The organism is Streptomyces winkii (assembly GCF_032248595.1).
Lineage (GTDB): Bacteria > Actinomycetota > Actinomycetes > Streptomycetales > Streptomycetaceae > Streptomyces > Streptomyces winkii.
On record NZ_JASTTH010000008.1, the window covers coordinates 362,520 to 387,353 of the forward strand.

Annotated in this window: 22 protein-coding genes; 16 read left to right on the forward strand and 6 right to left on the reverse strand. The window is 72.5% G+C overall.

Annotated elements, in window-relative coordinates; genetic code table 11:
- Nucleotides 1-43: 43 nt before the first annotated feature.
- From QQM67_RS25025 to QQM67_RS25040, 4 genes are read left to right on the forward strand one after another with little or no spacing between them, the layout of a single operon-like run.
- Complete coding sequence (locus QQM67_RS25025; protein WP_314176827.1) at nucleotides 44-298, forward strand: acyl carrier protein; 255 nt, start codon at nucleotides 44-46, stop codon at nucleotides 296-298.
- Nucleotides 299-303: 5 nt separating this feature from the next.
- Nucleotides 304-1,257: an alpha/beta fold hydrolase gene (locus QQM67_RS25030; protein WP_314176659.1), complete on the forward strand. Its 954-nt coding sequence runs from the start codon at nucleotides 304-306 to the stop codon at nucleotides 1,255-1,257.
- Nucleotides 1,254-2,450, forward strand: a complete 1,197-nt coding sequence (locus QQM67_RS25035) for a glycosyltransferase (protein WP_314176661.1) — start codon at nucleotides 1,254-1,256, stop codon at nucleotides 2,448-2,450. Before QQM67_RS25030 ends, QQM67_RS25035 begins: the two co-directional genes overlap by 4 nt.
- 33 nt (nucleotides 2,451-2,483) lie before the next feature.
- On the forward strand, nucleotides 2,484-4,727 hold the full coding sequence (locus QQM67_RS25040) for an ABC transporter ATP-binding protein (RefSeq protein WP_314176663.1): 2,244 nt from the start codon (nucleotides 2,484-2,486) through the stop codon (nucleotides 4,725-4,727).
- A 122-nt stretch (nucleotides 4,728-4,849) separates the two neighbouring features.
- Here the strand turns inward: QQM67_RS25040 and QQM67_RS25045 are convergent, their stop codons facing one another.
- On the reverse strand, nucleotides 4,850-5,650 hold the full coding sequence (locus QQM67_RS25045; RefSeq protein WP_314176665.1) for an SGNH/GDSL hydrolase family protein: 801 nt from the start codon (nucleotides 5,648-5,650) through the stop codon (nucleotides 4,850-4,852).
- 501 nt (nucleotides 5,651-6,151) lie between these two features.
- Here QQM67_RS25045 and QQM67_RS25050 point away from each other — a divergent pair.
- The 8 genes from QQM67_RS25050 (at nucleotide 6,152) to argF (ending at nucleotide 14,119) form a co-directional block, all read left to right on the forward strand.
- Nucleotides 6,152-7,465, forward strand: coding sequence for an AAA family ATPase (locus tag QQM67_RS25050; RefSeq protein WP_314176667.1), 1,314 nt, complete (start codon nucleotides 6,152-6,154; stop codon nucleotides 7,463-7,465).
- Between the two features lie 76 nt (nucleotides 7,466-7,541).
- Nucleotides 7,542-7,871: a nucleotide pyrophosphohydrolase gene (locus QQM67_RS25055; RefSeq protein WP_314176829.1), complete on the forward strand. Its 330-nt coding sequence runs from the start codon at nucleotides 7,542-7,544 to the stop codon at nucleotides 7,869-7,871.
- A gap of 118 nt (nucleotides 7,872-7,989) precedes the next feature.
- Nucleotides 7,990-8,448, forward strand: a complete 459-nt coding sequence (locus QQM67_RS25060) for a DUF6099 family protein (RefSeq protein WP_314176831.1) — start codon at nucleotides 7,990-7,992, stop codon at nucleotides 8,446-8,448.
- A 102-nt stretch (nucleotides 8,449-8,550) separates the two neighbouring features.
- Nucleotides 8,551-9,474, forward strand: coding sequence for an LLM class F420-dependent oxidoreductase (locus QQM67_RS25065; protein WP_314176669.1), 924 nt, complete (start codon nucleotides 8,551-8,553; stop codon nucleotides 9,472-9,474).
- Nucleotides 9,471-10,385, forward strand: coding sequence for a homocysteine S-methyltransferase (mmuM, locus tag QQM67_RS25070; RefSeq protein ID WP_314176671.1), 915 nt, complete (start codon nucleotides 9,471-9,473; stop codon nucleotides 10,383-10,385). The genes QQM67_RS25065 and mmuM overlap by 4 nt, the downstream gene beginning before the upstream one ends.
- 252 nt (nucleotides 10,386-10,637) lie before the next feature.
- Complete coding sequence (locus tag QQM67_RS25075) at nucleotides 10,638-11,657, forward strand: helix-turn-helix transcriptional regulator (protein ID WP_314176672.1); 1,020 nt, start codon at nucleotides 10,638-10,640, stop codon at nucleotides 11,655-11,657.
- 57 nt (nucleotides 11,658-11,714) lie between these two features.
- Nucleotides 11,715-12,947, forward strand: a complete 1,233-nt coding sequence (locus QQM67_RS25080) for an arginine deiminase (RefSeq protein WP_314176674.1) — start codon at nucleotides 11,715-11,717, stop codon at nucleotides 12,945-12,947.
- Between the two features lie 161 nt (nucleotides 12,948-13,108).
- Nucleotides 13,109-14,119, forward strand: coding sequence for an ornithine carbamoyltransferase (argF, locus tag QQM67_RS25085; RefSeq protein WP_314176676.1), 1,011 nt, complete (start codon nucleotides 13,109-13,111; stop codon nucleotides 14,117-14,119).
- A gap of 30 nt (nucleotides 14,120-14,149) precedes the next feature.
- Here the strand turns inward: argF and QQM67_RS25090 are convergent, their stop codons facing one another.
- Both QQM67_RS25090 and QQM67_RS25095 read right to left on the reverse strand, forming a co-directional pair.
- Nucleotides 14,150-15,373 (reverse strand): low temperature requirement protein A, encoded by a 1,224-nt coding sequence (locus QQM67_RS25090; protein WP_399067589.1) that lies wholly within the window; start codon nucleotides 15,371-15,373, stop codon nucleotides 14,150-14,152.
- Between the two features lie 294 nt (nucleotides 15,374-15,667).
- The gene (locus QQM67_RS25095) at nucleotides 15,668-16,441 is read right to left on the reverse strand and encodes a sulfite exporter TauE/SafE family protein (RefSeq protein ID WP_314176680.1); all 774 of its coding nucleotides are present in this window, start codon (nucleotides 16,439-16,441) and stop codon (nucleotides 15,668-15,670) included.
- Nucleotides 16,442-16,764: 323 nt separating this feature from the next.
- Between QQM67_RS25095 and QQM67_RS25100 the strand changes: the two genes are divergently transcribed.
- Nucleotides 16,765-17,592: an enoyl-CoA hydratase family protein gene (locus tag QQM67_RS25100; RefSeq protein WP_314176682.1), complete on the forward strand. Its 828-nt coding sequence runs from the start codon at nucleotides 16,765-16,767 to the stop codon at nucleotides 17,590-17,592.
- A 64-nt stretch (nucleotides 17,593-17,656) separates the two neighbouring features.
- On the forward strand, nucleotides 17,657-19,954 hold the full coding sequence (locus QQM67_RS25105) for a bifunctional salicylyl-CoA 5-hydroxylase/oxidoreductase (protein WP_314176833.1): 2,298 nt from the start codon (nucleotides 17,657-17,659) through the stop codon (nucleotides 19,952-19,954).
- Between the two features lie 166 nt (nucleotides 19,955-20,120).
- Here the strand turns inward: QQM67_RS25105 and QQM67_RS25110 are convergent, their stop codons facing one another.
- The 3 genes from QQM67_RS25110 to QQM67_RS25120 all read right to left on the reverse strand — a co-directional run bounded on the left by QQM67_RS25110 (nucleotide 20,121) and on the right by QQM67_RS25120 (nucleotide 23,048).
- Nucleotides 20,121-20,351, reverse strand: coding sequence for a DUF3099 domain-containing protein (locus QQM67_RS25110; protein WP_314176684.1), 231 nt, complete (start codon nucleotides 20,349-20,351; stop codon nucleotides 20,121-20,123).
- A gap of 66 nt (nucleotides 20,352-20,417) precedes the next feature.
- Nucleotides 20,418-21,251 (reverse strand): PaaX family transcriptional regulator, encoded by an 834-nt coding sequence (locus QQM67_RS25115; RefSeq protein ID WP_314176686.1) that lies wholly within the window; start codon nucleotides 21,249-21,251, stop codon nucleotides 20,418-20,420.
- A gap of 9 nt (nucleotides 21,252-21,260) precedes the next feature.
- A complete protein-coding gene (locus QQM67_RS25120) occupies nucleotides 21,261-23,048 on the reverse strand; it encodes an AMP-binding protein (protein ID WP_314176688.1) in 1,788 nt (595 codons plus the stop codon).
- Nucleotides 23,049-23,190: 142 nt separating this feature from the next.
- Here QQM67_RS25120 and QQM67_RS25125 point away from each other — a divergent pair, with 142 nt between their 5' ends.
- Together QQM67_RS25125 and QQM67_RS25130 are read left to right on the forward strand one after the other, a co-directional pair.
- Entirely contained in the window at nucleotides 23,191-24,327 is a 1,137-nt protein-coding gene (locus tag QQM67_RS25125) for an acyl-CoA dehydrogenase family protein (protein ID WP_314176690.1), read from the forward strand.
- A gap of 77 nt (nucleotides 24,328-24,404) precedes the next feature.
- Nucleotides 24,405-24,797: a RidA family protein gene (locus QQM67_RS25130; protein WP_314176835.1), complete on the forward strand. Its 393-nt coding sequence runs from the start codon at nucleotides 24,405-24,407 to the stop codon at nucleotides 24,795-24,797.
- The last annotated feature ends 37 nt before the right edge of the window (nucleotides 24,798-24,834 follow it).

Sequence of the window (24,834 nt, forward strand, 5' to 3'; positions counted from 1 at the left end):
GGCCGAAGCCGATCCGGGGGCCGTCCTGGCGGACATCGCCGGCATGCTGCGCGAACTGCTCGAGGAGTACGGCTTCGACGAGGCCGAGATCGGACGGGAGACCACCTTCCACGACGATCTGGAGCTGGAGAGCATCGACCTGGTGTCGCTCTCGGGCTCACTGCGCGAGCACTACGGCGACCGCGTCAACTTCGCCGAGTTCGTCGCGGACCTCGAACTCGAGGAGATCATCGCGCTCACCGTCGGGCAGCTGGTGGACTTCGTCGTCGCGTCCCTGCGCGCCACGGAAGCGGGCTGATCCGGATGAAGATCCGTACGGGAGAGATCGACACCCACGTGCAGTACCTCCCCGCCGCCGGGCGCGAGGACATGCAAGGGGAGCCGCCCGTCGTCGTGTTCGTGCACGGGCTGCTGACCGACAGCCTCGCCAGCTTCTACTTCACGCTCGGACCGGTCTTCGCGGCCCAGGGCATCGACGTGATCATGTACGACCTGCGCGGGCACGGCCGCAGCGACCGCCCGGAGAGCGGCTACCAGATCGAGTGCTTCGTCGACGACTTCGTCGCGCTGCTCGACGCGCTCGGTGAGCGGCGGAAGGTGCACGTGGTGGGCAACTCGTTCGGGGGCACGGTCGCGGCCGGAGTCGCCGCCTGGCATCCGGAGCGGGTCGCGACCCTCACGCTCATCGAGGCCGAGCCTCCGGTCCAGCGCTGGACGCGGCACATGGCCGAGGGGCTCGCCCTCGCCAAGGAGCAGCTCGTGTACGACGAGGTCATCGACTGGATCAAGGAGAACCGCGGTGCGCAGACCGCGCGCCTGTCGCGCATCGCGGGCCGCATCCTCAACTCCACCACGCTGGGCGCGGAGGTGTGGAGCGGACGCGTCATCGACGACGACCTGTCGGCGATCACCTGCCCGGTGCTGGCCATCTTCGGCGAGGAGTCGGGGCTCGTGGCCCAAGTGCCCCTCTTCGAGGCGACGTTGGAGTGCCGCACCGTCGTACTGCCCGACCAGGGGCACTCCGTCCTGATCGAGCGCACCAAGGAGACCCGGGACCTGCTGCTGGGATGGATACGCGAGCACGACGTGAGCGAGCGGGAGCAGCACGCGCGGGGACGGCCGCAGCACGAGCGGTGTGAGACCGGAGAGCACGAGCACGAGGGACGCGAACACGGGGGACGCGGGCACGAGGACCGCGAGCACGACGGGCGCGAGCAGGGAAGGCGCCGGCACGAACTGGCCGAGGCCGTACAGTGACCCGCTTCCTCTTCGTCGTCCCCCCGCTGGTCGGGCACACCAACCCGCTCCTCGGGGTGGCCGGCGAACTCGCCCGCAGGGGCCACCGCGTGGCCTGGGCCGGGTACGCCGACCAGATCCGGAGCCTGGCGGGGCCCGGCGCCGAGGTCTACGGGACGCGGATGCCGGACGCCACGCTGCACCGGCCGCCCAAGCTGATCGGCCCGGCCGCCTTCCGCTTCCTGTGGGAGGAGTTCTTCGCGCCGCTCGCCGGACTCATGGCGCCCGGCGTCGACTCCGCGGTCAGGGAGTACGGCCCGGACATGGTCGTGGCCGACCAGCACGCCGTCGCCGGTGCGCTGGTGGCCGAGCGGCACGGCATCCCGTACGTCACGTCGGTGACCACCTCCGCCGAACTCACCGACCCGCTCGCCTCGATGCCGAAGGTGGACGCGTGGCTCAAGGGCATCTTCGCCTCGCTGCGCGAGGAGTTCGGCGACGTACGGTGCAGCGGCGACCCGCGCTTCTCGCCGCACGGGATCATCGCCTTCACCGGCCGCGCGCTGCTCGGTGACGCCCCGCTGCCGTGGGACGGCGTGCATCTGGTGGGCCCGGCGATCGCCCCGCGGGCGGCCGGATGCGACTTCCCCTACGGGGAGCTGGACCCGTCACGCCGCAAGGTCCTGGTGACGCTGGGCACGGCCAACGCCGACGCGGGCGGGCGGTTCCTGCGCGAGGCGGTCGCGGCGCTGGAGACCCTGCGCGAGACCGTGCAGGGCATCGTCGTGGACCCCGGCGGCGTGCTCGAAGTGCCGGACGCGCGACCGGAGTCGGGGCTGCTCGTGCGCGAGTACGTGCCGCAGCTCGACCTCCTTCCCCACCTCGACGCCGTCGTGTGCCACGGCGGCCACAACACCGTGTGCGAGTCGCTGTGGCACGGCGTACCGCTCGTCGTCGCCCCGATCCGCGACGACCAGCCGATCGTCGCGGGACAGGTCGCCGGCGCCGGCGCCGGAGTCCGGGTCCGCTTCAACCGCGTGGACGCGGCGCGGCTGGCCGCGGCCGTCCGCTCCGTACTCGATCCGACGAGCGGTCACAGGGACGCGGCGGAGCGGATCGGCCGCTCCTTCCGCGAAGCCGGCGGCGCGCGGGCCGCCGCCGACCACCTCGACCGCATCGCCGCGCGCCCTGCGAACTACCAGGCAGCAGGCTGACTTCCGCCCGACCAGCGACCTGTAGGACGTCACATGACGCAGGCTCCCGGAACCCACGAGCCCTTCGGGTTCTTCCAGGGCCCCAGGGCCCAGGCTCCGCCGCAGTATCCGACCGTGCCCGAGCGGCCGGGGGACCCGCGGGCGAGCGTGCTGCGGATCGACCACCGCAAGCGCGCGCCGCTGCGCGTGCTGATGGGGTACGCGCGTCCGCACCGCGTCGTCCTGTTCGCGACGCTGCTGCTGGTGCTCGCCTCCAGCGGTGCGGGCCTGATGCAGCCGCTCGTCGCGCAGCAGGTGCTCTCCTCGCTCGCTGACGGGGGCGACGTGAAGGGCCCGGTCATCCTGCTGGGCACCCTGGTCGTGGCGGGCGCCGGGCTGACGGGGCTCCAGTCGTGGTGGCAGCAGCGCACGTCGGAGCGTGTGGTGCGGCGCGTACGGCAGGACCTGGTGTTCCGGCTGATCAGGCTCCGGGTGCCCGAGCTCGACCGCCGCCCGCCCGGCGACCTCATCGCCCGCGTCACCTCCGACAGCACGCTGCTCCAGAACGCCGCCACCGAGGGCCTGATCATGATCGCCAACGGCGTCCTGAGCATCGCCGGCGCCGGCGTGCTGATGGGCGTCGTGCACCTTCCGCTGCTCGGCGTGACGGTGGGCGTGCTGGTGGCCGTCGGCCTGGTGATGGGCGGGATCCTGCCCCGCATCCGCAAGGCCGTCGCCCGCGCCCAGGAGTCGATCGGCGCGGTCGGCTCGGCGCTGGACCGCACGCTCGGCGCCGCCCGTACGGTCAAGGCGAACGGCGCGGAGGACCGGGAGACCGAGGTCGCCGACAACGCCATCGACGGCGCCTACAAGGCGGGAATCGTGGGAGCCAAGTATGTGGCGCTCGTCAAGATCCTCTCCGGGGTCTCGATCCAGGCGGCCTTCCTCGCGGTGCTCGGGGTGGGCGGCGCGCTGGTCGCCTCCGGGGACCTCGAAACGCCGCAGCTGATCGCCTTCCTGCTCTACGTGTTCTATCTGGCGAGCCCGATCGGCTCCCTCGTCGCCGGGCTGGGCATGCTCCAGCAGGGGCTCGGCGCGGTGGGCCGCATCGAGCAGATCAAGCGGATGGCCGTCGAGGCGGACGTCGACGAGGAGCCCGGATTCCACGCGGACGGCATGGACCAGGCCGCCCGTACGGACATCGCGGACGGCCGTGCCGGCAGGGACGGCACCGACAGCATGGACCGGCTGCCACGCCACCCGGCCGCCCGCTCCGGCAACAGGCCCGGCCCCCTCGCGAACGGGCACATGAACGGGTACGCGGACGCCGCGGCCGATCCTCAGGGCAACCCCGCCTCGACGATGAAGCTCCAAGTCGTCGGCGCGCGGGCCGCCGGCGTTCGCAGGCCGCCCACCATCGAGTTCCGCGACGTGCGCTTCGCCTACCCCGGCCGCGGCACGGCCCTGAAGGGCATCTCGTACACCATCCCCGGCGGCACGCAGACCGCGCTCGTCGGGCTCTCCGGCGCCGGCAAGACCACCATGTTCGCGCTGCTCCAGCGCTTCTACGACCCCACGGCCGGACAGATCATCATCGACGGCGTCGACATCGAGACCATGCGCCGGGCCGAGGTGCGCCGCCGCATCGCGTACGTCGAGCAGGACTCGCCGGTGATGGCGGGCACCCTGGAGGACAACCTCAAGTACTCGGCGACGAACGCCTCCGACGCGGACATCGCCGAGGCGCTGCGCGTGACGCGCCTGGACGCGCTGATCAACCGGCTTCCGGACGGACTGCGCACGGAGGTGGGCAACCGCGGCGTCTCCCTCTCGGGCGGTGAGCGCCAACGGCTCGCGATCGCACGGGCGTTGCTGCGCAAGCCGGAGGTGCTGCTGCTGGACGAGGCGACGGCGCAGCTCGACGCGCGCAACGAGCAGGCGCTGCGGGAGGCGGTGGACCAGGCGGCCCGCCGGTGCACCGTCATCCTCATCGCGCACCGGCTCTCCACGGTGACGCACGCCGACCAGATCGTGGTGATGGAACACGGCGAGATCCGCGCGCTGGGCAGCCACGAGGACCTGGTCAAGTCCGACGGTCTCTACCGCGAACTCGCCGCCTCGCAGATGCTCGTGGGCGAGGAGGACGGCCGTACGGGCGGAGGCCCGGTCCCGGCACCGCCACCGGCCCCGGAGCCCGCGCCGGTTCAGCCGCCGGAGCGCCGGCAGCAGCCGCCCCCGGCGGGGGGTCCGCCGCCGGGACGGCCGCTCGCCTCGCCGGGCGGCCCTCCGCGGCGGTGATCGCAAGAGCAACTCCTCGCGGTTCCAGGGCACTTCAGGCGTGAAGGGCGTGAAGGGCGCCCGCCGAGTACGGCGGACGCCCTTCACTTTCCCTTCCCCGCCAAGGGTGGTCTGTGTGCCGGTCAGCCCATGAGGGGGTTGAGGGCGGCGAGGTAGCCGTCCCGGTGACCTTCCACATTCGGGTGGTAGGACTCGTTGAGCTTCTCCCACTCCAGGCTGGTGACCCATTCATCGTTGCCGGAGCAGATGGTGTGCGGGTCGAAAACCGGCCGCGCGTCCAGGAAAGTGAATCCGGCCTCCTTGGACCTCGCGGCCATGATGTCGGCGAGCGTGTCGGCCGCGGAGTTCAGTGCCGACCGCTCCTTGTCGCTGAGGCCGAGAATGCCGCAGTCCCCACCGATCGTGTAGAGCCGCGGATATCCGACGACGATGACTTTCGCGGACGGGGCCGCCGCGCGCACGGCGGAGTACGTCTTGGAAAGCGCCGGCGACAGCGTGCTGTTGGCCGCCGCCTTCGCCGCGTCGACGCCCGCTATGCAGTCGGCGTCGTCCGCGGTGAGGATGCAGTTCTTCAGCACGTCGACGAATCCGACGTCGTTGCCGCCGATCTGGAGCGTTACCAGCGAAGTGTCCTGCGTCAACTGGCCGACCTGGGTGTTCATGACGTCGGCCGTGGTGGCGCCGGAGCACGCCGCCTCCACGAACGCGACGTCCTGATGCGCGGCCGCCCACAGCCTCGGGTACGAAGTGGGACCACGGCGGCAGGGATCGTCCGGATTGTCGTAGGTCTTCGTTCCGACGGCGACCGTGTAGGAATCGCCAAGAGCCACATATTTGCCCGCGGCAGCCTGCGATCCCGGAGCGACGAAGGCAATGGCCACCATCGCGAGCAATGCGGCGAACGTCAGCTTCAACGAGCGCATGAAGTTGTCTTCTCCGGAGGTGGGGGATGAGAACAGAGCATCCTAGAAATAGCAGCAGCGACGCTCGCATGGGTACGTCCGGGTGCGTAATTTTTAGATCACGGTTCGATAAACCGAAGCCTTTGCGATCATGTTTCGGTGATCAATTCACGGCGCAATACCGGCAAATGAGGGCGACTTTCTTTCAAACTTTTCCGGCGTCATGTGATGGAAATTGCGCGCGCGATTCCGGAATCCGGCGGACGGTCCCCGCGCCGTCCGTGCGAGTGGGGACGGCCGGCCGTGCGGCCGGGCCCGCTGCCTGCTGTGAAGGCCCTTCACCGGGCCGTCACCGTCCCTGTCGCTGTCCGTCACTCCGTCAACGGGCCTCCGGCTGCTTCGCGTTCGCAACCCGAGCCCGCAACTCGCCGCCACGCGGCGGCCGATGCCGCATCGCTCGTTCGAGGGAGGGCCGCGCAGACGGAACGGTTCGGCGGCCGTGGCGCCGCTTACGGTCCCCGCATGCACGCCACCACGAACGTCACGGAAAGCGCCCCGGCGAACGGCGCGGCGAGCCCCACGCCTACGGCGGACCACCTCGCCGTGCCCGGTGAAGAGGCGCCCGCAGCACGCCCGTTGACGGCCGCCACCGTGACCGCGCTGCATCTGACCGCGTTCCGCGCACTGCGCGACCGCACCGTCCCCCTGACGCCGGTGACGCTGCTGTCCGGGCCGAGCGGCAGCGGCAAGTCCGCCGTACTGGAGGCGTACGAGGCGCTGGCCCGCCTCGGCGGCGGCGAGGTCCTCGGCGAGGTCTTCGGCCGCGCCTACGGCGGTCCGGGCGCGTATGTCCCCCGCCGCTCCCGCCCGGACGGCGAAGGGCGGCGCGGCTTCCGTATCGGCTGCACTGTCGACGGACCCGCCGGGCCCCTGCGGTTCGACCTCGCGGTACAGGCGGAGCCCGAACTGCGCATCGCGGGCGAGCGGTTGTCGGTGCCCGGCGGCCGCACACTGCTCAGCACGGCCCTGCGCGACCCGTCCCGCCGCACCGTCGAGGCCGAGTGGCACAGCGGCGCCGGCCGCGTCACCCGGGCGCGGCTCCCGGACGACCGGCTGGCGACCGCCCTGCTGCCGCTGCGGGTCGGGGGCGGCACGGAGGAGGAGCACCGGGTACTGGCCGCCGCTGAGCAGGCAGTGGTGGCGCTGCGCTCCGTCTTCGCCTGCGACCCGCGTCCGGAGACCATGCGCGAACCGGTGTCCGCCGCCGACACCCTGCTGCGCGGCGGCTGCGACAACCTGGCGGCGGTGCTGCGCCGCACGCGCACCGAGTGCGCCGTCCGGCACGGCCACCTCGTGGGTGCCGTGCGCGCGGGGTTCGCGGGTCCGGTCGCGGATCTCGTCGCGGAGGTCTTGCCGGAAGGGGCCGGCAGGGGGCGTGTCCGTGCGGTCGTCGACCGCGGCTGCGGACCCGTGCCGCCCGGTCACGCCGCTGCCGACCGCACGCCCCTGGAGTGGCTGGGGGACGGGGAGTTGCGCTACGCCGCGCTCGCTCTCGTGCTGCTGACGGGGCCCGGTGTGCTCTCGATGGACCCGGTGCAGGAGGTGCTGCCCGCGCGGCAGGCGATGACGGTGCTGGCCGACGGCCTCGACCGGGGGCTGGACGGGCGGCAGACGGCCGAACTGACGGCGCTTGCCGAGCGGATGGGCGAGCGCGGGCACGTGCGGCTGCTCGCCTCGGTGAGCGAGGCGGGCGCTGACGCGGCGCTGTCCGCCGCCGGCAGCCCGGGCGAGGCGCGGCAGCCCGGAGTATCCCTGGTAGACCTGGGGCGTGAGTGAATTCCGATCCTCTTCAGCGTCCTCCGGCGACGATCCGCGGCCCGCCGCGGGCGAGCGCCCGGAGCGCGCAGTGACCGTGGCCGAACTCCAGCGCCGGCTCGCCGAGTTCGCCGCCGCCCGCGACTGGGGGCAGTACCACACGCCGAAGAATCTGGCCGCGGCGCTGAGCGTCGAGGCGGGCGAACTCGTCGAGATCTTCCAGTGGTTGACGCCCGAGGAGTCGGCGGGCGTGATGGAGCGCCCCGAGTCCGCGCGACGCGTCGAGGACGAAGTCGCGGACGTCCTCTCGTACTTGCTCCAGTTCTGCGAAGTCCTGGGCATCGATGCCTTGAAAGCGCTTGCCGAGAAGATCGAACGGAACGAGAAGCGTTTCCCGGCTACCGGAACCGGTCACTCTATGAAGTGACGAAGATATTCGCGTCAGGCATTATGTCCGGAATCTAACCAACTAAACCGGCTTAGACGTTTGTTGGTAGTCACTCTCTGTAGTGACATGTGGAGGGAGGTGGCCCGAGTTGGATGCCGTGCATCTCATCAAGGCCACCCGGCACGCGCTCGCTGAGTGCGAGTCCGTGGAAGACATCGTCGCCGAATCGTGGCAGGTGCAGGCTCTTGCCGGGGCGATCGGGGCCCGTCTCGCGGTGAGCGGACCGCAGTCCGTACGGGGCGAGGCGCTCGGTCTGAGCGAGATGGGCGGCCAGGCGCGCCGTACGTCCGCCGCCCGCAGCGAGCCCCCTGGCGAGAGCCGTGAGATACGTGCCGACCGGCTCTCCCAGATCCAGGACCCGAAGTGCGCGCTGTCCGACCTGAGCGCGCTGCTGGCGGAGACCGGCGTCGCCCTCGTCCTCGTGGCCGTCACCGCCCGGCAGGAGGGGCTCTACTGGCAGTGCATCGAGGCGATCGACGCCGCCGACGAGTCCGAGGACCACGTTTCGGCCATTCTGCGCAGGCTGGAGGCGCAGGAGCACGGCCCGGCGGCCTGACCGGAACGAGGGGGACGCGACTCGTGCCGCCCCGTACGAGCCGGGCGAGGGCAGCCCCGCACCCGCACCGGGCCCGGATACGGGTGAGGCAAGATGGGCCTCATGAGGCTGCGCGTATTCACCGAACCCCAGCAAGGAGCGAGCTACGAGACGCTGTTGCGCGTCGCGAAGGCCGCCGAGGATCTGGATTTCGACGCCTTCTACCGGTCCGACCACTACCTCGCCATGGGCGACACGGACGGCCTGCCCGGTCCGACCGACGCCTGGATCACCCTCGCCGGGCTGGCGCGGGAGACCAGCCGCATCCGGCTCGGCACCCTGATGAGCGCGGCGACCTTCCGGCTGCCCGGCCCCCTCGCCATCCAGGTCGCCCAGGTGGACGCCATGTCCGGCGGCCGGATCGAACTCGGCCTGGGCAGCGGCTGGTTCGAGCAGGAGCACACCGCGTACGGAATCCCCTTCCCCAAGGAGAAGTTCGGGCGGCTGGAGGAGCAGCTGGAGATCGTCACCGGCCTGTGGTCGACGCCGTACGGCGAGAGGTTCAGCTACGACGGCACGTACTACACGCTGACGGACTCGCCCGCGCTGCCCAAGCCCGCGCAGTCCCGGGTGCCGGTGCTCATCGGCGGCCAGGGCAAGGTCCGCACTCCCGCCCTGGCCGCGCGCTTCGCGGACGAGTTCAACATCCCCTTCGCCTCGGCAGAGGACGCGGAGCAGCAGTTCGGGCGGGTGCGGGCGGCGGCCGAAAAGGCGGGGCGCCCCGCCGAGGACATCGCCTTCTCCGCTGCCCTCGTGGTGTGCGTCGGCAAGGACGACGCGGAGACCGCCCGCCGTGCCGCCGCGATCGGACGGGACGTCGCGGAGCTGAAGGAGCACGGGCTGGCGGGCTCGCCCGCCGAGGTCGTCGACAAGATCGGCCGTTACGGACATGCCGGTGCCTCCCGTATCTATCTCCAGGTCCTCGACCTGGACGACCTCGACCACCTCCAGCTGATCTCCGAGCGGGTGCGGACCCAGCTGCCGTGACCCGGCCCGCGGTCCCGCTCGGCACCGCGCTCGCGCGCGGCCCGCTCGTGCTGGACGGGGGCCTCTCCAACCAGCTGGAGGCCCAAGGCTGCGATCTGGCCGACGAGTTGTGGACGGCTCGGCTGCTGCGCGACGACCCCGCATCCGTCCGGGCCGCGCACGCCGCGTACGTACGGGCGGGCGCGCGGGTGCTCATCACCGGCAGCTACCAGGCGTCCTTCGAGGGCTTCGCGCGCGCGGGCGCACGACGCCGGGAGGCGGCCGGGCTCTTCCGCCGCAGCGTCTCGCTGGCGCGCGAGGCGGCGGGCGACCGGACGGTCTGGGTCGCGGCCTCGGTCGGTCCGTACGGCGCCGTCCGCGCGGACGGGGGCGAGTACCGCGGCCGGTACGGCCTGAGCATGCGCGAGCTCGCCGCCTTCCACCGCCCGCGGATGGAGGCGCTGGCCGAGGCGGAGCCGGACGTGCTCGCCCTGGAGACCGTCCCGGACACGGACGAGGCGGAGGCACTGCTCCGGGCCGCGTCGGGGTGCGGCCTTCCGGTGTGGCTCAGCTACACGATCGCCGGAGACCGCACCCGCGCCGGCCAGCCCCTCGCGGACGCATTCGCGTTGGCGGGCGGCGCCGGACAGGTCGTCGCGGCGGGCGTCAACTGCTGTGCGCCGGGCGACGCCGGGCACGCGGTGCGGGTCGCGGCGGAGGTCACCGGCAAGCCCGTCGTCGTCTACCCCAACAGCGGCGAGGAGTGGGGCGGTGGCCACGGCCGCGGCTGGCACGGCACCGCCTCCTGGTCCGCGGACCTCGCGGCGGGCTGGCTGGAGCAGGGCGCGCGCCTCGTCGGAGGGTGCTGCCGAGTGGGCCCTGAGCTGATCGCGGGGCTGGCGCGCGAGGTGTCGCTTCGGGAGGCCCCGTAGTACGCGGTCCAAGGCGGTCACGTCCGACCGGACAGGGCGTCCCTCGTGGCCGGGGTCGACAAGCGGGACGATCGGCCCCCGTCGCCCCCGCGGCCAGGAAGTACGGTCGGAAGTGGACAACCAGCAGTGGTATCGGGTGGTGGCAGCGCCCACGCCCGCGGTGCGGGATCGTCGACGGATCGGTCCCAGGTGCCATGTGTACGGACAGCCACTCGGTCGCACTCTGGGCACTCAGACCGTGGCGAGGAACTGATGACAGCCACCGACGCCGATTCGCCGCCCGAGCGCTTCACGCCCACGCGGCGCGCGTTCGAGACCCGGGATCCCGAAGCCGGGCGTGCTTTCATGAACGCCGTCTACGGCACGAGCCTGCGGATGAGCGGCAACAACGAAGACCAGCTGATCCGGCACTCCCGCTATGATCTCGGCCCCTTCTGCCTCGACGACATGACGCTTCCCATGGACGCCGAGTACGTGGCCGAACCGCTGGAGCACCTCGCCGTCATTCAGATCCACAGCGGGTGGAGCGAGCACCGGCCCACGGATGCCGCCGACCAGGTCCTCCCCGGCGACCACGAACGCATAGGCCCCGACGACATCAACATCATCGCCCAGCCCGACCGCCCCTTCAGTGCCCGGGCGAGCAACCTCGGCTTCAGCGGCGTCCTCCTGGACATGCCGCTGGTCATGCGGACCGCGGGTATCGGCGAGGACGCCCCGACAGGCCCGATCCGCTTCAGCAGGCTGGAGCCGCCGAGCCAGGCCGACGCAGACCGCTGGAGGAACAGCTACGACTACGTGCGCGAAGTGCTGGAGACCGAATTCGACGCCATGAGCGAACCACTGGTCCGTGGCGACTCGGCCCGCCTCCTGGCGGCCTGCGCGCTGGAGACGTTCCCCAACTCCGCGGTCCCCGAGCCGACTTCGAAGGACACACGCGACGCCACACCCCTCACCGTCCGCAAGGCCCTCGCCTTCATCGGGGAGAACGCCGGCGCCGACATCGGCCCCGCCGAGATCGCCGCCGCCGTGAGGGTCTCTCCGCGCGCGTTGCAGCTCGCCTTCGCCCGTCACCACGACACCAGCGTTCTCGGGCAAGTGCACCGCGTACGCCTGGACCGGGCCCACTTCGAACTCCTCGCCGCGGACCCGGCGGGCGGCGCGACCGTGCCGCGGATCGCCGCACGCTGGGGCTTCGCCAAGCCGGGCGGCTTCAGGACCCTCTACCGGAACATCTACGGAGTCAGCCCCAGCGAGACCCTCGCCCGCTGACACCGCGCTTTGCGCAAACACTACGCGCGTCACCCGGACCTCGGAGAGTATGGAGACATGGGATTCCACGTCGACTCCGAGGCCGGACGGCTGCGCCGGGTCATCCTCCACCGCCCCGACCTGGAGCTGAAGCGGCTCACGCCGACGAACAAGGACGAGCTCCTCTTCGACGACGTGCTGTGGGTCCGCCGTGCCCGGCAGGAGCACGACGCCCTGGCCGACGCGCTGCGCGACCGCGGAATCGCGGTGCATCTCTTCGGCGATCTGCTGGCGGAGACGCTGGACCTGCCGGAGGCCCGCGCGCTCGTGCTGGACCGCGTCTTCCACGAGAACGAGTACGGCCCGCTCGCCACGGCTCATCTCCGCGCCGCCTTCGACCGGTTGCCCACGAGGGAGCTGACCGAGGCGCTGGTGGGCGGCATGACCAAGCGCGAATTCCTGGAGGGCCACGAGGAGCCCGCGTCCGTCCGCTTCCACGTGATGGACCTGGACGACTTCCTTCTCGCCCCGCTCCCCAACCACATCTTCACGCGCGACACCTCGGCCTGGGTCTACGACGGCGTATCCATCAACGCGATGCGCTGGCCCGCCCGTCAGCGCGAGACGGTGCACTTCGAGGCGATCTACCACCACCACCCGCTCTTCGCCGGTCCCGGCAGCCCCGCCTTCCACGTGTGGTCGGAGGGCCAGGGCGCCTATCCGTCCACGATCGAGGGCGGGGACGTGCTGGTCATCGGCTCCGGGGCGGTGCTGATCGGGATGAGCGAGCGCACCACTCCGCAGGCCGTGGAGATGCTGGCGCGCGGGCTGTTCGCTGCCGGCTCGGCCCGTACGATCGTGGCGCTCGACATGCCCAAGCGCCGCGCGTTCATGCACCTGGACACCGTGATGACGATGGTCGACGCCGACACCTTCACCCAGTACGAGGGGCTGGGCATGCTCCGCTCGTACACCATCGAGCCCGGCGGAAGCGCCAACGAGCTGAAGGTGACCGACCACCCTCCGGAGCACATGCACCGAGCGATCGCGGCGGCCCTCGGGCTGGACCACATCCGCGTCCTCACGCCCACGCAGGACGTGCACTCCGCGGAGCGCGAGCAGTGGGACGACGGGTGCAACGTGCTGGCCGTCGAGCCGGGCGTCGTGCTCGCCTACGAGCGCAACGTCACCACGAACACGCATCTGCGCAAGCTGGGAATCGAGGTCCTGGAGATCCCCGGCAGCGAGCTGGGCCGCGGCCGGGGCGGTCCCCGGTGCATGAGCTGCCCCGTGGAGAGGGACCCGGTCTGAGCGCCGTACCGCGCACGCGGAGCGGCCCGGACGCCGCGGCCGCCGCACGGAGGACGGGGGCTGGTGCCGCGGATCGGGACCTCGCCGTATAGAGATTCGAAAGCCGGTATAGAATTCCAGGTCGAACATCAGCCAGCCCAGCCAGCGACCTAGGAGCCCCCATGGCGACAGACCTCACGGGCCGCCACTTCCTCAAGGAACTGGACTTCTCCCCCGAGGAGTTCCGGCACCTGATCGATCTGGCCGCCGAGCTGAAGGTCGCCAAGAGGGCGGGCGCGGAGCAGCAGCGGCTGCGGGGCCGCACCATCGCGCTGGTCTTCGAGAAGACCTCGACCCGTACGCGCTGCGCGTTCGAGGTCGCCGCCGCCGACCAGGGCGCCGGCACCACGTATCTCGATCCGGGCGGCTCACAGCTGGGGCACAAGGAGTCCGTACGCGACACCGCGCGCGTGCTGGGGAGGATGTACGACGGCATCGAGTACCGCGGCAGCGGCCAGGCCGTCGTCGAGGAGCTCGCCGCCTACGCCGGAGTCCCCGTCTACAACGGCCTGACCGACGACTGGCACCCCACGCAGATGCTCGCCGACGTGCTGACCATGACCGAGCACTGCCCCAAGCCCCTCGACGCGACCGCCTTCGCCTACCTCGGCGACGCCCGCAACAACATGGGCAACTCCTATCTGGTCACCGGCGCCCTGCTCGGCATGGACGTGCGCATCGTCGCCCCTCGCGTGCTGTGGCCCGAAGAGCCCGTCGTCGCGCGGGCGCGCGCCCTCGCGGAGCACACCGGCGCCCGCATATCGCTCACCGAGGACGTCCAACAGGGCGTAGCGGGCGTGGACTTCGTCGCGACCGACGTGTGGGTGTCGATGGGCGAGCCCAAGGAGGTCTGGGACGAGCGCATCGGGCTGCTGCGGCCGTACGCCGTGACCATGGACGTGCTGCGCGCCACCGGCAATCCGGAGGTGAAGTTCCTCCACTGCCTGCCGGCCTTCCACGACCTCGGCACGGCGGTGGGACGGGAGATCCACGAGCGGCACGGCCTGGACTCCCTGGAGGTGACGGACGAGGTCTTCGAATCGGCCGAGCACTCCGTCGTGTTCGACGAGGCGGAGAACCGGATGCACACCATCAAGGCGGTCCTCGTCGCCACCCTCGCGGGCGACGGCTGAGGGCTCCGGCGGGCGGCGCCCTCCGGGCGGTCAGCTCTCCCGCGCCGCGAGACCGTCCAGCATCTGCCGCTGATGACGGTGGCCGATCGTCTCGTACCCGACCACCGTGACGAATGGCGCGAACATCACCACGAGCAGGCACACCGCGATCGGGACTCCGGCCGCGGCCAGCGCCACGGCGACGACCAGCACCGCGAGCGTGGCGGAGATCAGCAGCAGGTGGAACGGGTCGCCCGCGGACAGCAGCAGCGTGTGCAGCAGATAGACCATCAGCAGATAGAGGCCGACCGGGACGGCCAGTGACAGCACCACGGGGACCGAGCTCAGCTTTGAGTGGTGCTCCAGATGCAGGCCCGCCACATGCAGCCCGGCGCCCGCACCGGCGATCCCCGCGAAGAGCGGGATGTGCCCGTAGCCGAAGAGATAGCCGCGGGGGCGGCGGTGCACCAGGACGTCGCCGAAGGGCGTGACGAAGTACGTCCACCACATGCCGAACGTCAGCCCGACGCCGGCGACGACGACGGCGATCGCGTTGCCGCTCCAGTGCGTTCCGGCCGTGCCGCCGAGCAGTCCGCCCGACGAGGCGACGGTGCCGACCACGCCCTCGCCCAGGGTGATCATCGCGAACAGGCTGTACCGCTCGGCGACATGATGGGGGTGCCACGGCGTCCCGCCGGCGCCGCCCTGGGCGAGCACGGGAAGCAGCAGCTCCAGCGCTCCGAGGGCGACGACGGCGAGGATCACGACCGCCACGGGCGGCTGCGTGAACCCGAGGGCGATCCAGCCGAGTTGGGCGATCGAGGTCCAGCGGATGTTGGCCGTCCCGACGGCCCGGTAGGGGCGCGAGCCGCGGGCGACGCGCCACCACTGCAACACCATCGCGACCCGCATCACGACGTAACCGATCACCATCACCCGCAGGTCGAGGTGTTCGCCCTCCTCGACGGAGTGGAACATCGCCGGAAGGCCGAGGGAGAACACGACGACGCCGATCATCTGCACCATCGTCAGCACGCGGTAGAGCCAGTCGTCGGTGCCGAACGCGGACGCGAACCAGCTGAAGTTGATCCACGCGACGCTGATCGCGAACATCGCCAGCGCGAACGCCGCGACGGCCGGCACGGGGTGGCCCCCGGCGAGCATCTCGGCGAAGTGGGTCGACGCGGTGCCGACGGCGACCACGAAGGTCAGGTCGAACAGCAGCTCCAGCGGCGTGGCGGACCGTCCGCTCTCCTCGGGGTCGCGGCCGGTCATCGGAACCAGGCGGTGCGCCGGCCCGCGCCTGCCCTCGCCGCCGGGGTGTTCAGAGTTGCCCATGCGCAGCATGGTGCCCCATGCGTGCCCGCTCGGCCGGGCCGGGCCTGGCCTGGCCCCTAGGGGGTGTCTGACAAATCCCGTCTGCCCCGCGGTGGCTGGCACGCACGCTCGCGTCGTTGTCGGTCGTCTGCGCAGCCCGCTGCGCTTTCCTCCCTCCGCCTTGCGACCGCACGCACCAGCCACCGCGGCCCCCGCCCTGACGGGCGGACGACGCTACTTGTCAGACACCCCCTAGCCGTGCAGCGCCAGATAGGGCGCGAGGGCCAGAAGCGTGCCCGCGAGGGCGTACTTGAGCTTCCGGGTGGGCACCGCGTGGGCGATCTTCCAGCCGATCAGGACGCCCGCCAGCTCCGGGACGCCGACGAGCGCCGCGAGCGCCCAGTCGATCGAACCGTCCACCAGGTACCCCGCGGTCCCCACGCTCGCGATGACCACGGACTGCGCCTGCGCGGCGGCCAGCGCGGGCAGCAGCGGCAGCCCGCAGATCACCAGCAGCGGCACGCTCAGCATCGGGCCGCCGAGCCCGAAGAGGCCCGCGGCCACCGCGACCACCAGCCCCACGGCCGCCGTGACCACCGGCGAGAGGTCCGTCGCGGCGTCGTCGTCGCGTACGGCGGTACGGCGCTCGCGCACCCACACCAGGACGCCCGTCGTCGCGACGGCGACCGCGAGCAGGATCGCGAACGCCCGCCCGCCGACAAGGGTGTTGAAGAGCACGCCCAGCGGCGAGCCCACGAGCGCGGCGGCCGAGAGGATCACCGCGATCCTGCGCGTGCGCGCGTCCCGCAACTGACCGGAGCGCGTGTACGCGACCGTCCCGAGGGCGCCGGTCGCGATGTGCGTCGCGATGGCCGTCCCGGCGACGCCGGCGGGGGAGAGGCCGGTCAGCAGGAACATCCCGATGGTGGGCAGCACTCCGCCCGGACCCACCGCCGTGATGCCGATGCCGCCCAGCAGCCCGAAGAGCGCCAGCAGCGCGAGTATCAGCGGACCCGGCTCCGTCATCGTGCTCCCTCCCGCATCCCCTCCGCAGCAGGCCATCACGCTATCCGGTCCGCCGGTCCCGTCCGTCCGCCCCTGCGCGGCGAGTTCGCCGTGCCTGCCGTGCCGTGCCAGCCGTGCCTGCCGTGCGAGCCCGTCCACCGCGTCTATCGCGTACCCGTGACGGTAGTCACGAACCAGTGATACGTTCACGGTGTGTGCGGTCGCCCGGCGTCGCGAAGGAGGCCCCGAGCCATGAGTCGATCCATGACCGGAGCGGTGCGTGAGCACAGCTCCGAAACCGTCGGCGAGCACAGCAGCCGGTCCGCCGGCCTGGGAGCCGCCGCATGAGCCCGTACACGGGATCGGCCCGGCCCACCGGCGAGTGGCGGCACATCCGGGTCGCGGAGGACGACGGAGTCGTGACCGTCACCCTGGCCCGTCCGGACCGCCTCAACGCCCTCACCTTCGGTGCCTACGCCGATCTGCGCGATCTCCTGGCCGAGTTGGCGCGGGAGCGGCGCGCCCGCGCGCTCGTACTGGCGGGGGAGGGGCGCGGCTTCTGCTCCGGTGGCGACGTCGAGGAGATCATCGGCGCGACCCTGGACGCCGGCACCGCGCAGCTTCTGGACTTCAACCGCATGACCGGCCAGGTCGTACGGGCGCTGCGCGAGGCGCCGTTCCCCGTCGTCGCGGCGGTGCACGGCGCCGCGGCGGGCGCGGGCGCGGTGCTCGCGCTGGCCGCGGACTTCCGCGTCGCCGACCCGACGGCCCGCTTCTCGTTCCTCTTCACGAAGGTCGGCCTCTCCGGCGGCGACATGGGCGCGGCCTATCTGCTGCCCCGTGTCGTCGGCCTCGGCCACGCCACCCGCATCCTCATGCTCGGCGAGCCCGTACGGGCGGAGGAGGCCGAACGCATCGGCCTCATCAGCCGGTTGACCGGCGAGGGCGAGGCGCAGGACGCCGCCGCCGAACTCGCCCGCCACCTCGCCGACGGCCCCGCGCTCGCGCTCGCCCAGACGAAAGCGCTGCTCACGGCGGAGCTCGACCTGCCGCTCTCGGCGGCCGTCGAGATGGACGCCTCCACCCAGGCGCTGCTCATGCACAGCGACGACTACGCCGAATTCCACGCGTCGTTCAGCGAGAAGCGGCCACCGAAGTGGCGGGGGAAGTGACGTGAGCCCGCGGCCCGCGGCCGGCACCACGGGCGGCGCCCGGGCCGAGGCGGGCGGCGACGGCATGCGCGTCGCCGTCGTCGGGGGCGGTCCGGGCGGTCTGTACGCGGCGGCACTGCTCAAGCGTCTCGACCCGTCCCGCGGCATCACGGTCTTCGAACGCAACGCCCCCGACGACACGTTCGGCTTCGGCGTCGTCCTCTCCGACGAGACGCTCGGCGGCATCGAGCACGCGGACCCGGCCGTATACGCGTCGCTCCAGCGGGAGTTCGTCCGCTGGGACGACATCGACATCGTGCACCGCGGCCGTACCCTCACCTCCGGCGGCCACGGCTTCGCCGCGCTGGGCCGCCGCCGTCTGCTGGCCGTGCTGCACGAGCGCTGCCGCGAGCTGGGCGTGGATCTGCGCTTCCGCAACGAAGCGCCCCCCGTGGCCGAACTGGCCGCCTCCCACGACCTGGTCGTCGCCGCCGACGGGGTGCACAGCGCCACCCGGGACGCCCTGGCGGGCGTCTTCCGGCCGCGTCTGACCACGCACCGCTGCCGCTACATCTGGCTCGCCGCCGACTTCGCGCTCGATGCCTTCCGTTTCGAGATCGCCGAGACGGAGCACGGCGTGCTCCAGCTGCACGCCTATCCGTACGAGCGCGCCGGGGAGCAGGGTCCCGGCGCCTCCACGGTCATCGTCGAGGCCCGCGAGGAGGTGTGGCGCGCCGCCGGACTGGACCGCCTGGACGAGCGGGCCTCGGCCGAGCGGTGCGCCAAGCTGTTCCCCGAAACCCTCGGCGGCGGCCCGCTTCGCGGCAACAACTCGCAGTGGATCGCCTTCCGTACGGTCGTCAACGAGCGCTGGTCGGACGGGAACGTCGTGCTGCTCGGAGACGCCGCGCACACCGCGCACTTCTCGATCGGCTCCGGCACCAAGCTCGCCGTCGAGGACGCACTCGCGCTCGCGGCGTGCGTCGAGGAGCAGCCGGATCTGCCCGCGGCGCTGGCCGCCTACGAGGAGGAGCGCCGGCCCGTCGTCCTCTCGACGCAGCGCGCGGCGCGCGGCAGCCTGGAGTGGTTCGAGGACCTGGCGACCTACACCGGCCAGCCGCCACGGCAGTTCGCGTTCAACCTGCTCACGCGTAGCCGCCGCGTCACCCACGACAATCTGCGCCTGCGGGACCCCGGGTTCGTCGCGGGAGTCGAGGCCGAGGCGGGCGTTCCCGAGGGCACTCCGCCGATGTTCACGCCCTACCGGCTGCGCGGGCTGACGCTGCGCAACCGCGTCGTGGTCTCGGCGATGGACATGTACTCGGCGGAGGACGAGGCGGGCACCCCCGGCGTTCCGGGCGACTTCCACCTCGTACACCTGGGCGCACGCGCGCTGGGCGGCGCCGGACTCGTCATGACGGAGATGGTCTGCGTCTCGCCGCACGGCCGCATCACCCCGGGCTGCACGGGCCTTTGGACGGACGAGCAGGAGGCCGCGTGGGGCCGGGTCGCCGGCTTCGTGCACGCGCGCTCGCCGGGAACCGCGATCGGCGTCCAGATCGGGCACTCCGGCCGCAAGGGCTCGACGCGGCTGATGTGGGAGGGCATCGACGAGCCGCTGACGGAGGGCAACTGGCCGGTCGTGGCGCCCTCGCCGCTGCCGTACCGCGAGGGCGTCAACCAGGTGCCGCACGCCCTGACCACCGATGAACTCGCCGTCATACGGGAGGAGTTCACGGACGCGGCGCGCCGCGCCGCCCGCGCGGGCTTCGACCTGCTCGAACTCCACTGCGCGCACGGCTACTTGCTCTCCAGCTTCCTCTCGCCGCTCACCAACCGCCGTACCGACGCCTACGGCGGCACCGTCGAGGGCCGCCTCCGCTTCCCGCTCGAAGTCTTCGACGCGGTGCGCGAAGTGTGGCCGGAGCAGCGGCCGATGACCGTGCGCGTCTCCGCCACCGACTGGGCGGAGGGCGGCATCACGCCCGAGGAGGCGCTGCGCGTGGCCGCCGCCTTCAGCGAGCACGGCGCGGACGCCATCGACGTCTCCACCGGGCAGGTCGTCGCGGAGGAGCGCCCGGACTTCGGGCGCTCGTACCAGACCCCGTACGCCGACCGCATCCGCAACACCCTCGGCGTTCCCGTGATCGCGGTCGGCGCCATCTCCTCCTGGGACGACGTGAATTCGCTGCTGCTCGCCGGACGCGCCGACCTGTGCGCGCTGGGACGGCCGCATCTGTACGACCCGCACTGGACGCTGCACGCGGCGGCCGACCAGGGCTACGAGGGGCCCGGCGCGCCCTGGCCGCTGCCGTACCGCGCGGGCAGCCGCAAGCCGCCGACGGGCCGTACGGACGGGCCCAAGCCGCGGCTCACGCTGTGACGGGGCTCCGTCGAACCCGTCGTCCGGCCAAGGCCCCGTGTGGTCGACCCCGTGTGGTCGATCGGGGGCAACAGCGCTGCGGGGCGGCGGCGGGGGGTCGCCGGGCACGCCTTCACCGCCGCGCGTCCTCGGTCGCCGTCACCCGTCACCCCGCACAGGCGGAGCGTCACCTGCGGTAGGTGTCCTTGTCGGGGTTCCAGTCCTCGTCGAACCAGCGGTCGTCCGGCTCCCGGCGGTTTCCGACGATCGCCGCGATCGGCGGGATCACCAGTGCCACCACGCACAGCCCGACGGCGGCGGGGACGGAGATCAGACGCACGAACGCCCATGCGCTGACGAAGAGCACCAAGCACGTCGTCATCAGCACGAAGTAACGCCTGCGCCGTCGTGCGTACATACGTCAAGGGTATTGCGGCCACCGGCCTCGCGGGAGGCCCGCCGGACGCCGTCTGACGCGGCGGTCTCACGCCTGCGCGAAGCCCACGGCGTACTCGCGCCCGGGCTCGCGCAGCTTCTCGTGCAGCGCGAAGAAGACCTCCGCGGAGCGCTCGCCCGGCCAGCCGGCCGGAAGCAGCGACGGCGGCAGCCCGGGGTCGGCGTAGGGCAGGCGCCGCCACGCGTCGAGGGCCGGCAGATAGTCCCGGTACGCCTCCTCGGGGGGCGCCTGGCGCCGCCGCGACCAGGACCGCAGCACCGGCTCGTGCACGTCGAGGAACGAGCGGTGCAGCGTGGCCAGGGAGGCGAGGTCCCACCAGCGCGCGACGGCCTCCGCCGTCGGCTCGAAGCCGTCGTGCGTGCCGGTGAACAGGTCCACGTACGGGGTGAGACCGAGCCGTCCCAGGCTGTGACGCGTCTCCTCCTCCAGATGGGACGGGGCGATCCAGATGCCGGGGGCGGCGTTGCCGAAGCCCAGCCGGGCCAGGCGGGAGCGGAGTATGTGGCGGCGGCCCCGCTCGCTCTCCGGGACGGAGAAGACGGCCAGCAGCCAGCGGCCGTCCGGCACCGGGCGGGCGTACACCCGGCGGTCGCCGTCGTCGAGAAGCTGCCTCCCGGCCTCCGAGGGCGCGTACCCCGCGGCCTTGCTGCCGGGCCGGTCCGCGGTGAGCAGGCCGCGCCGCTTGAGCCGCGAGACGGCCGAGCGCACGGAAGGGGCGTCCACGCCGACGGCGCCGAGCAGTTGGATCAGCGCCGCGACCGGCACCGTGCTGCCCGGGAAGGCACGTCCGTAGGCCCCGTAGAAGGTGAGGATGAGCGAGCTCGGCGACGGCCTGGATACGGCGGACTGCTGCGGGTGCACGCGGCAACTCTAGGCGGGGCGCCCGGCACCGGTCGTCTCGGCGCCGCTCTGCTCCGTCCGTTCCGCCTGTCCCGTCCGCTCCCTCTGTTCCGCGCCGCCCGGCGACCCGCCGTCCCGTCCGCCGTCCTGTCCGCCGTCCTCCTGTGCCTCGCCCTCCCGCAGCAGATAGCGCTGGAGCTTCCCGGTCGGTGTGCGCGGCAGCGCGGCCGCGAAGACGAACTCGCGCGGGCACTTGTACGGCGTGAGCTGCGCGGTGGTGAACTCCCGCAGCGCGTCGGCCGTTACGGCGCCCGCCTCCACCCCCTCGCGGAGCACCACGTGCGCGACGACGACCTGGCCGCGGTGCTCGTCGGGGCGTCCCACGACGGCCGCCTCGGCCACGTCGGGATGGCGCAGCAGGGCCTCCTCGACCTCGGGGCCCGCGATGTTGTAACCGGCCGAGACGATCATGTCGTCGGCACGTGCGACGTAGCGGAAGTACCCGTCGGCCCCGCGTATGTAGGTGTCGCCGGTGAGGTTCCAGCCGTCGCACACGTACTCCCGCTGCCGCGGGTCCGCGAGGTAGCGGCAGCCGACGGGACCGCGGACCGCGAGCAGCCCGGGCTCCCCGTCCGGCACGGAAGCGAGGCGCCCGCCCTCGTCCTTGCGCACGACGCGGGCCTCGAAGCCCGGCACGGCGACGCCCGTGGCGCCGGGGCGGGCGGCGTCGTCCGCCGCGGAGACGAAGATGTGCAGCATCTCCGTGGCACCGATGCCGTTGATCATCCGCAGGCCGGTGGCTTCCTGCCACGCCTCGTGAGTGGCGGCGGGCAGATTCTCGCCGGCCGAGACGCAGCGCCGCAGCGAGGAGACGTCGTACGGCCGCTCGCGTCCCGGGGAAGCGGGGGAGCCGAGTCTGGAGAGCATCGCGCGGTAGGCGGTGGGAGCGGTGAACAGCACGGTCACCCGGTGGCGTTCGACCGCGGCGAGCATCTGCTCGGGGCCGCTCCACTGCCCCAGCAGCGCGGCCGCGCCCGCCCTCAGCGGGAAGACCAGCAGGCCGCCCAGGCCGAAGGTGAAGCCCAGCGGAGGGCTGCCCGCGAAGAGGTCGTCGGGCGTCGGCCGCAGCACGTGCGCGGAGAAGGTGTCGGCGACGGCGAGCACGTCGCGGTGGAAGTGGACGCAGCCCTTGGGCCGTCCCGTCGTACCCGATGTGAAGGCGATCATGGCGACGTCGTCCCCGGCCGTCGCCACGGCCTCGTAGCGCTCGGGCTGCGACTCGCTCAGCGCCAGCAGGTCCTCGGGCCCGTCGCCGCCGAAGGCGGTGACCCGCAGCCCGGGTATCTCGGCCTTCTCCAGCTCGTCCATGGCCGCCGCGTCGCACAGCGCGTGGCCGACCTCCGCCATGGCGCACACCGTGCGCAGCTCGTGCGCGCGCTGCGCGGCCAGTACGGTCACGGCGACCGCCCCGGCCTTCATCACCGCGAGCCAGCAGGCGGCCAGATGCGGGGAGTTGGGGCCGCGCAGCAGTACGCGGTTGCCGGGGACGACGCCCAGGACATCGGTGAGCACATGGGCGATCCGGTCGACACGGACGCGCAGTTCGCCGTACGTCCAGCACTCGCCGTCGGCGCCGCGGAGGGCGGGGCGCTCCGCGCCGTACCGCTCGGCGGAGGCGTCGAGCAGCTCCGCGCCGCAGTTGAGGCGCTCCGGGTAGCGCAGCTCGGGCCTGTCGAAGAGCAGTTGCGGCCACTCCTCCGGCGGGGGCAGATGGTCCCGGGCGAAGGTGTCGACGTGTGCGGACGGGCTCAGATGCATCGCAAGCCCCCTCGGGGGTGTGCCGTGTGCCGGTGTCGCCGGTGTGCCGTTGAGCGTAACGTGTTGGTGACGACAGTCAACGGTCCGCGATAGAGGATCAGTGACTGCGAGCACCAGCCGCCATCAGGAGGAGGCCCCGCCGATGCCCGCGTTCGCACTGGAACCCGAGCAGCACAAGTGGTGCGAGGAGCTGCGCTCGCTGGCCGCCCGCGAGCTGCGCCCGCTCGCCGAGGCGGGTGAAGAGGGCCGCATCAACCGCGGGCTGCTCGCCGCGCTCGGCGAACTCGGCCTGCTCGGGCGGCTCTTCGACCCCGACGGGCGCCCGGCGAGCGCCCTCGACCTGTGCCTGCTGCGCGAGTCCCTCGCCTACTCCTGCACCGAGGCCGAGACGGCGCTCGCCCTCCAGGGCCTCGGAGCCGGACCGGTCGCCCTCGCCGGTACGGACGAGCAGCGCGCACGCTGGCTCGGCGAGGTGACCTCCGGGCGTGCGGTCGCCGCCTTCGCCCTGAGCGAGCCCGGAGCCGGCAGCGACGCCGCGGCCCTCACCCTGCACGCGGAGCCGGACGGCACCGGCGCCGGGCACGGCTGGCGGCTGACCGGAACCAAGACGTGGATCTCCAACGCCCCCGGCGCGGACGTCTTCACCGTCTTCGCCCGTACGACCGAGGGCGCGGGTGCCCGTGGCGTGACGGCCTTCCTCGTACCGGCCGGGCGGCCCGGCCTCGGCGGCGAACCGCTGGAGATGCTCTCCCCGCATCCGATCGGCACCCTCACCTTCGACGGCGTGCCGGTCTCACGGGACGACCTGCTCGGCGAGGTCGACGCCGGATTCGGCGTCGCGATGCGCACGCTGAACCTCTTCAGGCCCAGCGTCGGCGCGTTCGCGACGGGCATGGCTCAGGCGGCGCTGGACGCCGCCGTCGAACACGCGGGTACGCGGCCCGCGTTCGGCGGCACACTCCGCGATCTCCAGGGCGTCGCCCACCAGTTGGCGGAGACGGCCACCCGGATCGAGGCCGCGCGGCTGCTGGTCTACGCGGCGGCCGCCGCGTACGACCGCGGGGAGCCGGACATCGCACGGCGTGCCGCGATGGCGAAGCTGCTGGCCACGGAGACGGCTCAGCAGGCCGTGGACGCCGCCGTGCAGATCCACGGCGCGGCGGCCCTCCGGCGCGGCCACCTCCTCGAACACCTCTACCGCGAGGTCCGCGCACCCCGCATCTACGAGGGCGCCAGCGAAGTGCAGCGCTCGATCATCGCGAAGGAGCTCTACAGGTGACCGACGCTCACGCGGACCCGGACCCGGACCCGGACCCGGACCCGGACGCGGCCGGGCGGAGCGGGCAGGAGCCCGTCCTGCGGCGCACCAACCCGCCCGGACTCTCCCCGCCCACCGGCTTCTCGCACGCCGTGACCGCCACCGGCTCCCGCATCGTCTTCCTCGCCGGCCAGACGGCGCTCGACGCCGGCGGCCGCGTCGTCGGCCGCACGCTCACCGCCCAGTTCGAGCAGGCCCTGACCAACTTGCTGACGGCGCTTGCCGCTTCGGGCGGCACGCCGGCGGACCTCGCACGCGTCACCGTCTACACCACCGACGTCGCCGCCTACCGCGCCGAGGCCCGCGAACTGGGCGCGGTCTGGCGCCGCCACGCACGCCGCGACTATCCGGCGATGGCGCTCATCGGTGTGACCCGCCTGTGGGACGAGGAGGCCCTGGTCGAACTCGACGGCACGGCGGTCCTGGCCTGACGGGCGTCGGCAGGGCCCGGTCCACCGCGGGGCCGAA

Coding starts and splice junctions, on each gene's coding strand:
- QQM67_RS25125 (WP_314176690.1), top strand. CDS start 23,191: ATGCCCGCGTTCGCACTGGAACCCGAGCAGCACAAGTGGTGCGAGGAG.
- QQM67_RS25080 (WP_314176674.1), top strand. CDS start 11,715: ATGGGATTCCACGTCGACTCCGAGGCCGGACGGCTGCGCCGGGTCATC.
- QQM67_RS25065 (WP_314176669.1), top strand. CDS start 8,551: ATGAGGCTGCGCGTATTCACCGAACCCCAGCAAGGAGCGAGCTACGAG.
- QQM67_RS25045 (WP_314176665.1), bottom strand. CDS start 5,650: ATGCGCTCGTTGAAGCTGACGTTCGCCGCATTGCTCGCGATGGTGGCC.
- QQM67_RS25100 (WP_314176682.1), top strand. CDS start 16,765: ATGAGCCCGTACACGGGATCGGCCCGGCCCACCGGCGAGTGGCGGCAC.
- QQM67_RS25110 (WP_314176684.1), bottom strand. CDS start 20,351: ATGTACGCACGACGGCGCAGGCGTTACTTCGTGCTGATGACGACGTGC.
- QQM67_RS25030 (WP_314176659.1), top strand. CDS start 304: ATGAAGATCCGTACGGGAGAGATCGACACCCACGTGCAGTACCTCCCC.
- argF (WP_314176676.1), top strand. CDS start 13,109: ATGGCGACAGACCTCACGGGCCGCCACTTCCTCAAGGAACTGGACTTC.
- QQM67_RS25025 (WP_314176827.1), top strand. CDS start 44: ATGCTGCGCGAACTGCTCGAGGAGTACGGCTTCGACGAGGCCGAGATC.
- QQM67_RS25095 (WP_314176680.1), bottom strand. CDS start 16,441: ATGACGGAGCCGGGTCCGCTGATACTCGCGCTGCTGGCGCTCTTCGGG.
- QQM67_RS25075 (WP_314176672.1), top strand. CDS start 10,638: ATGACAGCCACCGACGCCGATTCGCCGCCCGAGCGCTTCACGCCCACG.
- QQM67_RS25050 (WP_314176667.1), top strand. CDS start 6,152: ATGCACGCCACCACGAACGTCACGGAAAGCGCCCCGGCGAACGGCGCG.
- QQM67_RS25105 (WP_314176833.1), top strand. CDS start 17,657: ATGCGCGTCGCCGTCGTCGGGGGCGGTCCGGGCGGTCTGTACGCGGCG.
- QQM67_RS25040 (WP_314176663.1), top strand. CDS start 2,484: ATGACGCAGGCTCCCGGAACCCACGAGCCCTTCGGGTTCTTCCAGGGC.
- QQM67_RS25120 (WP_314176688.1), bottom strand. CDS start 23,048: ATGCATCTGAGCCCGTCCGCACACGTCGACACCTTCGCCCGGGACCAT.
- QQM67_RS25090 (WP_399067589.1), bottom strand. CDS start 15,373: ATGACCGGCCGCGACCCCGAGGAGAGCGGACGGTCCGCCACGCCGCTG.